We start from the raw sequence: 12,731 nt of genomic DNA, 5'->3' as shown, positions 1-12,731 counted from the left end.
GCCACAAAAATTAGATCAATTTTATACGTAGATGAACATTAGAATAAGTTGCCACACTTATAGCCAAATTTTGAAGAAGCATCTTTCGATGCTTCTTAACTATAACATTTTAGAATTGTGGAAGTAAATATTAGGTGTTAGTAATTTGTGTTTTTAAATTTGAAATATATCGAGTACATTGTCTTTTTCTTCTTTATTGATTCCAATATACTTAAGTGTAATTTGTGGAGTACTATGATTGAGTATTTCTTGCAACATGGCCACATCTTTTGTTTGTTTATAGAACCAATAGCCGAAGGTTTTGCGCATGGTGTGGGTACCAATGGACTCTATGCCGGTAAAATTTCCGGCTTTTTGCAATTGTCGATAAGTTTGGATCTTACTAATGGGCTGATCTCCTTTACGGGAAGGGAATAACCAGGTGTTTTCTAGGGTTTGGGCATAAGAATAGACTTCATCAAAAATAGAAGTAAGATTAATTATGCGTTCTTTCTTCGTTTTTCCTTCTTTGATCTTAAATTCTTTTCTCTTTTTCCGTTTTAACTTTACTATGGTTTCTGTTTCAATTTGGAGTAGATCGCTGACACGTAATCCTGTATTGATTCCAATTAGAAAGAGAATATAGTCTCTTTCTGAACAGTGGCGTTTAAGGGCCCATTTCATATCTTCGATCTGTTCTTTACTTCTAATGGGTTGTACATCAATAAGATGTGGCTTTTTATTCATGGATTTATGACCTCTTTATTTATAGTGTTTTGAATGTATACTTTTGTTATATAAATTGAGGATATCAGGGGGAATGACGAAAAGTCAATGTTTAAGGGGAAATGAATGTAAACTAATATCTAAAAGTTTACTTTCACACACTACAAAAATATTGTGGAATTAATTTACAGTTGAGATGAAAATGGTAGTTATTTTTAAACAAAAAACCTAGCAAGTGCTAGGTCTTTTTATAATAGGGTGTTATATTTTTGAGATATAAATAGGATATATATATTTAAATATCTTTAATTATTTAGGTTTTATTTTATTAGGAGAATTAAAATTTAATGAAAGTTGTTCACCATTGATTTTATTAAAAATTTTATCAAAATTTCGCTTAAAATCATCTATATTTTCGGATAGTTGCATAACAGGTATAAGACGGTTTAAGTGCTTATCTAGTTGTATAATACCTATATCATCAGAAAGGAATTGGAAATTTTTATATCTTCTGTAAGTTTTATTTCCTTTTTGGATTTTAGGATTAGTTTTTTTTATATGGTCAATTATTTCTGTAGGGAAATAATTGTAAACATATGTGTTAGTGAATTGTCCAATAAATTGTGGTTTATTCTTGCTACTTGGGTTAGAACTTAAACCATATAATCTATAAATTTCTTCATAATACTCTAAAGGGAATCTTCTTTGCCATTTCATTAAATCTTCTGAAATATAGGCTTCTAGTAATTTTGATAATTCTTGTCTTTCTCGATCATATTGATAACCAGTAGCTTCATCAATTAAAGCTGCAATACCTACTTTTGCTAAAGCTCTAATAATTATTTCAGCTTTTTTGACTATTTTTTCTTGTGTACTAGTAATCTTTCCTTCATCTCTTGCTTGTAAATATAATTCACAGATCTCTGGAATAAGAGTTGCATCATATCCTTTTGCTGATTTTCCATTTGTATGTCTATAGATAATGGGTTTAGCTTTTTCTCTTAATTCAGGAGTTACAAATTTTTCTAAAGTTTTAGCAGTAACAACAGCAGGAAGGCCCTCAATTCTTTTTGCTCCATGTGGAGGTCTATCAAAAACTTCAAAGAGTCCGCTTTGACTTATAATTCTTCTACCATTTTCTAAAACAGCACAGTTTACATCAATATCACCTATGGTTAGCTTTCCTCTATGTGTAGCTTCGAAAATAATAATTTCTTGCTCCATTTAACCACAATCCTTTCAATATTTTTATAACTAGTTATTTTGATAAGGCTGGTATACATATTATTGATCATGTGAATTTAATATTCATATGATCAATAATATGTATTAAAGTTATTTTTATCAATTTTATTTTTTGATTTTTCAAAATAAAACAAAGAACCAGGCATAAACAAATGCCTGGTTCTTTGTTTTATTTAAGAAATATTTTCATTTAAAATTTACCAAGTTAATAGTAAACGATCATGTACATCTTCATTAATCATAACTTCTCCTGATCTTTGAAGACGGTTAATCATAGATACTCCACAATTTACATATTTTTCTCTTTCAAATAAACCTTCTGGTAGCTGAACACTTATATCTTCAGTTTTAGATTTCTTTTTTCCATTTATAGATAACATTACTTTAACACCACGTTGCTTACATTTATAAATGGCTTCCCAAAGATCTTCTATTTTAAAAGCTTGTGCACCATATAATATAGATTGGCTATGTGTATAAGGTGGATCACAATAGACTAAATCACCAGTTTTGGCTTTATTCATGGTTTCTCTAAAATCGGTATTTATAAACTCAACATTTTGTAAAAGATCATGCCATATTTGTACTCGTTCTTCAAAAGATTCTGGTGAAATTGGATTATGAGGACCAATAGGTGTACTCATATAACCATCACGTTTTCTAAAACGAATAATACCGGAGTAACATGTACGTGTAAGAACAGCAAAATCTAAAGGATCACGATCTTGGTTAAAACGTTCACGAATCTCTAAATATTTTTCTTGTCTATTATTAATATAATCTTCAATACAATTTTTGTAATGTTTGACTAAAGTATTTGGATCACTTTTTACATAATTAAAAATGCCTATTAATGGTGTCATAACATCAGAACCAACAGCTTTTTTATATGTTATTGGTGGAATTAAAGAGTTTTTTTGATGGTAAGCAAGTGTAGCTAATACAGCGCCACTTCCAAGAAATGGTTCATAATAAGTCTCTATTTCATTAGGCATAGCTTCTACTATTTCATGAGCAAATTTATGTTTATTTCCAACCCATTTAAGCAATTGTGGGATATTTTTCATTAATTTTGTTACCTCTCTTATATTCTTCTTAAAATAATTATACCAAAAATGTTACTTATAGTCTGTAGATATATAGTCATCAAATAAGTAAATTTGATTTATGGAAAATATTGATATTAAAGAACAGTTTGGCATGTCTATTAAGTATTATCGTAATAAAAAGGGGATTTCGCAAGAAAAACTAGCGGAAATAACAGGTCTACATCGTACATACATAAGCGAGGTGGAAAGGGGTAACAGGAACATTTCTTTGATTAATATAAGCAAAATAGCAACTGCACTAGATATAAATGTGTCGGATTTGTTTATATATATAAATTTATGATAGGGGAAAATTATGAGAGCAAATCCACAATTTTTAAACAGATCAACTGCTTTTTGGGGATATACAAAGTTAATTTCAGAAAGGCTTGGTTATTCCAAAGCAAATTTTGTTTTACATCATGATAAGCATTCAATAAAAACAAAACTTTATGAAATGGATATAAGTATTGAAGAGGATTTATTGGAAGATGTTTCAGAATATCTTATATATAGAGCTGATTTGCTTAATAATACAATTAGTAATCTATTTATGAATGTAGATGAAGCTAGGCATGAGTTTCGTAATCTATTGGAACACTATAAAGTAAATGGCTTTACTTCAAGTCTTCCTTTAAATAAGCAAAAAGGTGAAAAAAGAGATTATGCTTATTTTACTTGTATGATAAACATTATTACAGAAGGTGTATTACGACAATTTAGCAATCAACAGGGTCTAAATTATGATAAAGATATAAAATTTAATGATGATCCACGTAATTTAACATACATTCTTGACGAAAATAAGGGAGTTGAAGGGATTCTTTCTAGGCGATTTGATGGAGCTTTTCCTAGTACTGTTAATCCTAAAGCAATATGGGAGATTAAGGAGTATTATTACACAACAACATTTGGTAGTCGTATTGCTGACGGTGTTTATGAAACTCAATTAGATGGTCATGAGATAAATCATTTGTCTCATGTGTTACATACACCTATTGAGCATATATATTTTATAGATGCTTACAATACATGGTGGGTTATGGGTAAATCTTATTTGTGTAGAATTATTGATATGTTGCATATGGGACTAGTAGATGAAGTTATATTTGGACGTGAAATTTTTGATAGATGGCCTCAAGCATTAAAAAGTTTGTTATAGAACAGGAATTAGTTTTTAATTTTGTTATGTTGAAGTAAACTTTTATCTATTAATAATTTACTTTGGAGAAAAATAAGAAGAGTCTTGGGGAACCAGGGGTCTTTTTTATTTTGAATTACAACAAAAAAAGCCAATCATGATATAATTGAATTGTCGAGAAACAACTATAATGAGAGGCTTTTTTATTCTTATAAAATTCTAATTACATAATAGCATAAAAAAAGTCTCCGTACTAGTTGTAAATACTAGGAACAAGGAGAAAAGTTATGACAAATACTATCAATTTAAAACAAGCTGAAAAAAATGCAAGATTGAGAGATATTGAGGATTCGAAGATCTTGTCAGAAGAAGAGATGTATTTAGCAAATGAACTTCAAGCAAAGGCTGGTTCAAGAGGAATGAAATTAGTTCCTGAAAAGAAAGTAAAAAATAAAGCTAAATTTGTTCAGTTATTACAGTTGAATTGGGAGTATTTAAGACAAAAAGATTATATGACTGGAGAGGAAAAAATCTTTTTGCTTGATATACAGGCTTACATAGGACTTCATTCAAATGCTATTGTAGATGATATTACTAAAAAATATGCGTCGCCATTAAATATTACTCAAATAGGAGAAGTATTAGGGACGAGTAGAACAAAAGTTAGTAGGGTTATTAATAGCCTTGTTAAAAAAGGTATATTAGCTAAAGCTGAATCTGGTGTTGAAGGTAATAATGTAAAAGCTTATGCAATTTATGTTAATCCCAATATTATTTATGCTGGAAATCGTGATGATATTCAAGGAGCTTTAGTAACTATGTTTAGAAAAGCTATGAATAATAAAATACTCAAGAATTTACCTAATAGATTATTTTAAAAAGAACTATTGACTAGTTCTTTTTTTTTTGATTCTTTATTTTTCGTACGTATCAGATCTGATACGAAAGTGTATCAAATCTGATACGTACGAAAAACCTTGAAACCCTTGCTAATACTGGTTTTTTAAAACTTTTAAATGCTTGTCCTTCTCACTCTATATATTATTAAGGCTAAAAGTTCCGCAAGGAACGGGTAGTATTTTCCTCCGCTTTGCTACAGAAAATCTCCACCCTTTCGCTTTGCTACATCCTTGCAAAACTTTTTTCGGCTCGAATTTTGGCGGCACCAAGCCGATACATCCAAAAGTGATTATTCTAATTATCGGCTTGAATTTGCTATTATACGAGCCGAACCGCTAGTGCTTTCGCTTAATAATTTCACTTACCATATTAATAGATACGTAATACGTGGGGGCTCGTCCCCACACGACGAACCAGCCTCAACCCCAAAAGCAAAGGAAAATCACCTTTTAAACCTTTTTATTTTGCTTTTTAAGCGTTTGTTTTCGTTTTCACGACAAATAGTATTATTTTAGATTTATATGTTTTAAAAAGGATTCTGAAGCATCTGAATGGCATTTTGTATTTTGTTGTTATTTGATTCTAGATTACGGATTTATATTTATTTAATGCCAATTGTTTTCTTTTAGTATTTTAAAGTAATGTTTGATTGCAATTTATTAAAAATATCATGTCGTTAGTGAGTACTCATATGGAGACATCAAAGGGACTTTGTGTACTCACTGAGTCTACATCTAGGGACATAATGGGGACATTTGGAGAGTTTTGTGTCATCAGTGAGTGGACATCCTGGGAATTTTCGTGTACCCACGTTTAAGCTAGGCTCTGCCTAGTCCCAACCCCTAGTTGGGCCCAAAAACCCCTTATGCTCTTCTCTCTTTTTTGATTCAGAATTTCCAATTTTATAAAATGACTTGTTTTTTAACTGAATTTTATTATGTTAAAAAAACAAGAATGTGATTTTGATTGTGGTTTGTTGCAAGGTTATTAGAAAACTTTTTGTAGCGCGGCTAAGATCTTTGCTAAATGAAGTATGAATTAGAAATATGAAAAAATCCGTTATTTTTATATGACAGGAGGATATAAACCTTAGTAAAATGAATTAGTAAAAACCTAGGTTTAATACCTAGGTTCGAAGGTTGATTTTTTTGAAAATAACCATTGATATTAAAAATATCAAGGTTTTTATCTAGGTTTTAAAGGTGGGTAAAAAGATGGATAAAAGTGAATACCTAGGTGGAGAAAACCCAGGTTATATAGCGATGACTGTTAAAGAAGTTGCATTATGTTTAGATGAATCACCAAATGTTATAAGGAATTGGATGAAAGAATTAAAGACATATATTCCTTTAGAGAAGAATGAATCAGGTTACAATATTTTTGATGAAAAAGCTCTTGAGCAAATGAGGATGGTTAAGCAATTACATCGAGAACAGAACTATTCAATAAAACAAATCGAACATTATTTTGCTACAGGTGGAGAGAGTATAAAGCCTGTTCCTAGTAAAGAAGCTGGAGAGATTTTAGCTGAAGAATTAAAAGCATTAAAAAATGAAGTTAGTAAGCTTAGAGAATATAGTGAGAAACAAGAAGAATTTAATAAATTGTTAATTGAACAATTACAAAAGCAACAAGATTATATTGATAATAAATTAGAAAAACGGGATCAGAAGTTACTTGAAACAATTCGTGAAGTACAAGAAACAAAATCATTAACAGCATCTACGGAATCAAAAGGATTTTTTGCGAGGTTATTTGGAAAATAATTATTATGAGATTTACAAACTGAGTCCTGGCGTTTATGCCGCGAAAGTTCCTTGACGATGAGGGGAACCCTCATGCAAACTCGCCAGAGGTGGCCCCAGAAGGGCGGTTTTTGCCCGCTGGGGTTGGCTTTGGGAGTTTGAGGGTTCGGAGGCTCGTGGTCAAGGGAACCGTGGAATAAAAAGCGAGGACGGGACCCCAGGACAGGGCAAAAACCAATGTCTTCGCCAAGATTCGTTGTTATATTGTTAGAAAAAGACGAATAAGAATATAGCATACATACAATAAGGGAATGCAGTATAAATCAGTCTACAAGCATTCCCTTGCTATGATTATTTATTTTTAATGTTATTAAATAGAAAAAAGGAGTAGTAAATTTGAAACCACTACAAATTTATGATTTGAAAAAGGCTTATATTAAAATTTTTAATAATGCTGTAAGTTTGGTTGAAGAATCGAGAATTTTATTTTCTCATAAAAAATATGCTAGATCTTATACATTATCTCACATTGCTTCTGAAGAAATTTCTAAACTTCCTATAATTTTGGAAGCGGCTTCAGATGTACATAAAGATGTTGAAATTAATTGGAAAAAGATAGATAAAAAAATGAAAAATCATAAAGAGAAGTTGAAAATGAGATTCTTTATTACAGCTCTAGCTGGTGGACGTATAGAAGGAATAAACAGGATGATTGTAGAATTAGCAAAAATTAAGCCTAGAATAAATATTTATAATGATTTAAAAAATGAAAGTCTTTATGTGAGTTTTTCTAAAGAAAAACTTATAATTCCTAATGATATTGTAGATAGAGAAATGGCTAATGCAAGTTTAGTAATTAGTAAAAATTATTTAGCTTTATTTAAAGATAGTGAAATTCATCTATCCGATAATTTCGAAAAAATGATAAAAGAGAATTCAGCTAGTCCGATGTCTCAAATTATAGCTAATATAAAATAATATCTTTATATTGAAATTGTTATAAATGATATAATTTATAATATAAATAATTTATTAAAAATTTGAAGGGGTTGATATGAAGTTGAAAAAAGTCAATCCGAATTTTATGATTCTTTTTTGTTTAGTATTATATTTATTAATTAGAGATTATACTCATAGTTCGTTATTACAAAGGTTTGCCGATGTATTAATATTGTTATCTTGTATAGCTTTGTTTATAGAATTGATAAGAAAACGTTAATTGTTTATGAAAATTTTGGTACAATGGAAAGGCTAAGTGTCACGAACCTCTGCTCTATTAAAAATTAGAACAGGACGGTGCGTTGATGAAGAAAAAGAATACGCCACAAAAAAGCCAAAAGAAGAATAAGCAAGTTGTAAACAAAAAAAAGACCGAGAAATTGTCACTATGGCAAAAGTTTGCCTTTTTTGGGACAGGTTCAGCCGGTCTAGCAAAAGCAATAGAGATTTTTTGGAATCTCTGGATGTAAAAAGCTGTTGGAATATAAATAAAAAGTAATAAATTGAGGAAACGACTAATTTTAGATTTTGATTAGATTCTTGATAAGACATGCCACTGTCTTATGTTACTTAGTATGCCACTTTAGCAGAGCAAGTGATCTTTAAAAAACGAAAATTAGGAGTTTACTCAGTTTGTTATTTTATAAGGTATGCCATATATCTAAAATTTATTCAATGATAAAAAAAAAAGGTTCTTAGGGATTTGCCACTTAATCCCAAGAACCTTTTTTTGTGTATCTATTTTTAAATGCTAAATAGATACGAGAACAATACACCTTTTGAAAAATTAATTTAGATCTTTATTCTCCGAATATGATCTTGTTTAATTTTATAGGCGATCTCATTTTCAATTTGTGTTTCATTATTGATTGTCATGTTTCTCACCTACTTAATTATAAGTCTTTTCTAATTTTCGCCACAAAAATTAGATCAATTTTATACGTAGATGAACATTAGAATAAGTTGCCACACTTATAGCCAAATTTTGAAGAAGCATCTTTCGATGCTTCTTAACTATAACATTTTAGAATTGTGGAAGTAAATATTAGGTGTTAGTAATTTGTGTTTTTAAATTTGAAATATATCGAGTACATTGTCTTTTTCTTCTTTATTGATTCCAATATACTTAAGTGTAATTTGTGGAGTACTATGATTGAGTATTTCTTGCAACATGGCCACATCTTTTGTTTGTTTATAGAACCAATAGCCGAAGGTTTTGCGCATGGTGTGGGTACCAATGGACTCTATGCCGGTAAAATTTCCGGCTTTTTGCAATTGTCGATAAGTTTGGATCTTACTAATGGGCTGATCTCCTTTACGGGAAGGGAATAACCAGGTGTTTTCTAGGGTTTGGGCATAAGAATAGACTTCATCAAAAATAGAAGTAAGATTAATTATGCGTTCTTTCTTCGTTTTTCCTTCTTTGATCTTAAATTCTTTTCTCTTTTTCCGTTTTAACTTTACTATGGTTTCTGTTTCAATTTGGAGTAGATCGCTGACACGTAATCCTGTATTGATTCCAATTAGAAAGAGAATATAGTCTCTTTCTGAACAGTGGCGTTTAAGGGCCCATTTCATATCTTCGATCTGTTCTTTACTTCTAATGGGTTGTACATCAATAAGATGTGGCTTTTTATTCATGGATTTATGACCTCTTTATTTATAGTGTTTTGAATGTATACTTTTGTTATATAAATTGAGGATATCAGGGGGAATGACGAAAAGTCAATGTTTAAGGGGAAATGAATGTAAACTAATATCTAAAAGTTTACTTTCACACACTACAAAAATATTGTGGAATTAATTTACAGTTGAGATGAAAATGGTAGTTATTTTTAAACAAAAAACCTAGCAAGTGCTAGGTCTTTTTATAATAGGGTGTTATATTTTTGAGATATAAATAGGATATATATATTTAAATATCTTTAATTATTTAGGTTTTATTTTATTAGGAGAATTAAAATTTAATGAAAGTTGTTCACCATTGATTTTATTAAAAATTTTATCAAAATTTCGCTTAAAATCATCTATATTTTCGGATAGTTGCATAACAGGTATAAGACGGTTTAAGTGCTTATCTAGTTGTATAATACCTATATCATCAGAAAGGAATTGGAAATTTTTATATCTTCTGTAAGTTTTATTTCCTTTTTGGATTTTAGGATTAGTTTTTTTTATATGGTCAATTATTTCTGTAGGGAAATAATTGTAAACATATGTGTTAGTGAATTGTCCAATAAATTGTGGTTTATTCTTGCTACTTGGGTTAGAACTTAAACCATATAATCTATAAATTTCTTCATAATACTCTAAAGGGAATCTTCTTTGCCATTTCATTAAATCTTCTGAAATATAGGCTTCTAGTAATTTTGATAATTCTTGTCTTTCTCGATCATATTGATAACCAGTAGCTTCATCAATTAAAGCTGCAATACCTACTTTTGCTAAAGCTCTAATAATTATTTCAGCTTTTTTGACTATTTTTTCTTGTGTACTAGTAATCTTTCCTTCATCTCTTGCTTGTAAATATAATTCACAGATCTCTGGAATAAGAGTTGCATCATATCCTTTTGCTGATTTTCCATTTGTATGTCTATAGATAATGGGTTTAGCTTTTTCTCTTAATTCAGGAGTTACAAATTTTTCTAAAGTTTTAGCAGTAACAACAGCAGGAAGGCCCTCAATTCTTTTTGCTCCATGTGGAGGTCTATCAAAAACTTCAAAGAGTCCGCTTTGACTTATAATTCTTCTACCATTTTCTAAAACAGCACAGTTTACATCAATATCACCTATGGTTAGCTTTCCTCTATGTGTAGCTTCGAAAATAATAATTTCTTGCTCCATTTAACCACAATCCTTTCAATATTTTTATAACTAGTTATTTTGATAAGGCTGGTATACATATTATTGATCATGTGAATTTAATATTCATATGATCAATAATATGTATTAAAGTTATTTTTATCAATTTTATTTTTTGATTTTTCAAAATAAAACAAAGAACCAGGCATAAACAAATGCCTGGTTCTTTGTTTTATTTAAGAAATATTTTCATTTAAAATTTACCAAGTTAATAGTAAACGATCATGTACATCTTCATTAATCATAACTTCTCCTGATCTTTGAAGACGGTTAATCATAGATACTCCACAATTTACATATTTTTCTCTTTCAAATAAACCTTCTGGTAGCTGAACACTTATATCTTCAGTTTTAGATTTCTTTTTTCCATTTATAGATAACATTACTTTAACACCACGTTGCTTACATTTATAAATGGCTTCCCAAAGATCTTCTATTTTAAAAGCTTGTGCACCATATAATATAGATTGGCTATGTGTATAAGGTGGATCACAATAGACTAAATCACCAGTTTTGGCTTTATTCATGGTTTCTCTAAAATCGGTATTTATAAACTCAACATTTTGTAAAAGATCATGCCATATTTGTACTCGTTCTTCAAAAGATTCTGGTGAAATTGGATTATGAGGACCAATAGGTGTACTCATATAACCATCACGTTTTCTAAAACGAATAATACCGGAGTAACATGTACGTGTAAGAACAGCAAAATCTAAAGGATCACGATCTTGGTTAAAACGTTCACGAATCTCTAAATATTTTTCTTGTCTATTATTAATATAATCTTCAATACAATTTTTGTAATGTTTGACTAAAGTATTTGGATCACTTTTTACATAATTAAAAATGCCTATTAATGGTGTCATAACATCAGAACCAACAGCTTTTTTATATGTTATTGGTGGAATTAAAGAGTTTTTTTGATGGTAAGCAAGTGTAGCTAATACAGCGCCACTTCCAAGAAATGGTTCATAATAAGTCTCTATTTCATTAGGCATAGCTTCTACTATTTCATGAGCAAATTTATGTTTATTTCCAACCCATTTAAGCAATTGTGGGATATTTTTCATTAATTTTGTTACCTCTCTTATATTCTTCTTAAAATAATTATACCAAAAATGTTACTTATAGTCTGTAGATATATAGTCATCAAATAAGTAAATTTGATTTATGGAAAATATTGATATTAAAGAACAGTTTGGCATGTCTATTAAGTATTATCGTAATAAAAGGGGATTTCGCAAGAAAAACTAGCGGAAATAACAGGTCTACATCGTACATACATAAGCGAGGTGGAAAGGGGTAACAGGAACATTTCTTTGATTAATATAAGCAAAATAGCAACTGCACTAGATATAAATGTGTCGGATTTGTTTATATATATAAATTTATGATAGGGGAAAATTATGAGAGCAAATCCACAATTTTTAAACAGATCAACTGCTTTTTGGGGATATACAAAGTTAATTTCAGAAAGGCTTGGTTATTCCAAAGCAAATTTTGTTTTACATCATGATAAGCATTCAATAAAAACAAAACTTTATGAAATGGATATAAGTATTGAAGAGGATTTATTGGAAGATGTTTCAGAATATCTTATATATAGAGCTGATTTGCTTAATAATACAATTAGTAATCTATTTATGAATGTAGATGAAGCTAGGCATGAGTTTCGTAATCTATTGGAACACTATAAAGTAAATGGCTTTACTTCAAGTCTTCCTTTAAATAAGCAAAAAGGTGAAAAAAGAGATTATGCTTATTTTACTTGTATGATAAACATTATTACAGAAGGTGTATTACGACAATTTAGCAATCAACAGGGTCTAAATTATGATAAAGATATAAAATTTAATGATGATCCACGTAATTTAACATACATTCTTGACGAAAATAAGGGAGTTGAAGGGATTCTTTCTAGGCGATTTGATGGAGCTTTTCCTAGTACTGTTAATCCTAAAGCAATATGGGAGATTAAGGAGTATTATTACACAACAACATTTGGTAGTCGTATTGCTGACGGTGTTTATGAAACTCAATTAGATG

14 protein-coding genes are annotated in these 12,731 nt (G+C 29.8%); 8 read left to right on the top strand and 6 right to left on the bottom strand.

Features of this window, described 5'->3' with window-relative positions; all coding sequences use genetic code 11:
- Window positions 1-153: 153 nt before the first annotated feature.
- The 3 genes from ACP6L7_RS36230 to ACP6L7_RS36220 all read right to left on the bottom strand — a co-directional run bounded on the left by ACP6L7_RS36230 (window position 154) and on the right by ACP6L7_RS36220 (window position 3,017).
- Window positions 154-726, bottom strand: a complete 573-nt coding sequence (locus ACP6L7_RS36230; RefSeq protein ID WP_430529905.1) for a tyrosine-type recombinase/integrase — start codon at window positions 724-726, stop codon at window positions 154-156.
- Between the two features lie 288 nt (window positions 727-1,014).
- Entirely contained in the window at window positions 1,015-1,929 is a 915-nt protein-coding gene (locus ACP6L7_RS36225) for a P63C domain-containing protein (protein WP_430529904.1), read from the bottom strand.
- 218 nt (window positions 1,930-2,147) lie between these two features.
- On the bottom strand, window positions 2,148-3,017 hold the full coding sequence (locus tag ACP6L7_RS36220; RefSeq protein ID WP_430529903.1) for a DNA adenine methylase: 870 nt from the start codon (window positions 3,015-3,017) through the stop codon (window positions 2,148-2,150).
- Between the two features lie 100 nt (window positions 3,018-3,117).
- Between ACP6L7_RS36220 and ACP6L7_RS36215 the strand changes: the two genes are divergently transcribed.
- The 6 genes from ACP6L7_RS36215 to ACP6L7_RS36190 all read left to right on the top strand — a co-directional run bounded on the left by ACP6L7_RS36215 (window position 3,118) and on the right by ACP6L7_RS36190 (window position 8,293).
- Window positions 3,118-3,342 carry a helix-turn-helix domain-containing protein gene (locus ACP6L7_RS36215; RefSeq protein ID WP_430529911.1) on the top strand — a complete coding sequence of 75 codons (225 nt, stop codon included), beginning with the start codon at window positions 3,118-3,120 and terminating at the stop codon, window positions 3,340-3,342.
- Window positions 3,343-3,354: 12 nt separating this feature from the next.
- Complete coding sequence (locus ACP6L7_RS36210; protein ID WP_430529910.1) at window positions 3,355-4,200, top strand: DUF7687 domain-containing protein; 846 nt, start codon at window positions 3,355-3,357, stop codon at window positions 4,198-4,200.
- A gap of 266 nt (window positions 4,201-4,466) precedes the next feature.
- The gene (locus tag ACP6L7_RS36205) at window positions 4,467-5,057 is read left to right on the top strand and encodes a MarR family transcriptional regulator (RefSeq protein WP_430529909.1); all 591 of its coding nucleotides are present in this window, start codon (window positions 4,467-4,469) and stop codon (window positions 5,055-5,057) included.
- 1,236 nt (window positions 5,058-6,293) lie between these two features.
- Window positions 6,294-6,845: a DUF3967 domain-containing protein gene (locus tag ACP6L7_RS36200; RefSeq protein ID WP_430529908.1), complete on the top strand. Its 552-nt coding sequence runs from the start codon at window positions 6,294-6,296 to the stop codon at window positions 6,843-6,845.
- Between the two features lie 375 nt (window positions 6,846-7,220).
- Entirely contained in the window at window positions 7,221-7,802 is a 582-nt protein-coding gene (locus ACP6L7_RS36195) for an AbiV family abortive infection protein (protein ID WP_430529907.1), read from the top strand.
- A 326-nt stretch (window positions 7,803-8,128) separates the two neighbouring features.
- Window positions 8,129-8,293 carry a hypothetical protein gene (locus ACP6L7_RS36190; protein ID WP_430529906.1) on the top strand — a complete coding sequence of 55 codons (165 nt, stop codon included), beginning with the start codon at window positions 8,129-8,131 and terminating at the stop codon, window positions 8,291-8,293.
- 598 nt (window positions 8,294-8,891) lie between these two features.
- Here the strand turns inward: ACP6L7_RS36190 and ACP6L7_RS36185 are convergent.
- The 3 genes from ACP6L7_RS36185 to ACP6L7_RS36175 form a co-directional block, all read right to left on the bottom strand.
- Window positions 8,892-9,464, bottom strand: coding sequence for a tyrosine-type recombinase/integrase (locus tag ACP6L7_RS36185; protein WP_430529905.1), 573 nt, complete (start codon window positions 9,462-9,464; stop codon window positions 8,892-8,894).
- A 288-nt stretch (window positions 9,465-9,752) separates the two neighbouring features.
- Window positions 9,753-10,667, bottom strand: a complete 915-nt coding sequence (locus ACP6L7_RS36180) for a P63C domain-containing protein (protein WP_430529904.1) — start codon at window positions 10,665-10,667, stop codon at window positions 9,753-9,755.
- Between the two features lie 218 nt (window positions 10,668-10,885).
- Window positions 10,886-11,755: a DNA adenine methylase gene (locus tag ACP6L7_RS36175; RefSeq protein WP_430529903.1), complete on the bottom strand. Its 870-nt coding sequence runs from the start codon at window positions 11,753-11,755 to the stop codon at window positions 10,886-10,888.
- A 165-nt stretch (window positions 11,756-11,920) separates the two neighbouring features.
- Between ACP6L7_RS36175 and ACP6L7_RS36170 the strand changes: the two genes are divergently transcribed.
- Together ACP6L7_RS36170 and ACP6L7_RS36165 are read left to right on the top strand one after the other, a co-directional pair.
- The gene (locus ACP6L7_RS36170) at window positions 11,921-12,079 is read left to right on the top strand and encodes a helix-turn-helix domain-containing protein (protein WP_430529912.1); all 159 of its coding nucleotides are present in this window, start codon (window positions 11,921-11,923) and stop codon (window positions 12,077-12,079) included.
- A gap of 12 nt (window positions 12,080-12,091) precedes the next feature.
- Window positions 12,092-12,731: DUF7687 domain-containing protein (locus ACP6L7_RS36165; protein ID WP_430529902.1), on the top strand; the 640-nt coding region annotated here is incomplete at its 3' end.

Source organism: Bacillus silvicola, assembly GCF_050524305.1.
Taxonomy (GTDB): domain Bacteria; phylum Bacillota; class Bacilli; order Bacillales; family Bacillaceae_G; genus Bacillus_A; species Bacillus_A cereus_AT.
The sequence above is the reverse complement of the archived record's forward strand: the minus strand, read 5'-3'. Positions and strand labels throughout refer to the sequence as shown.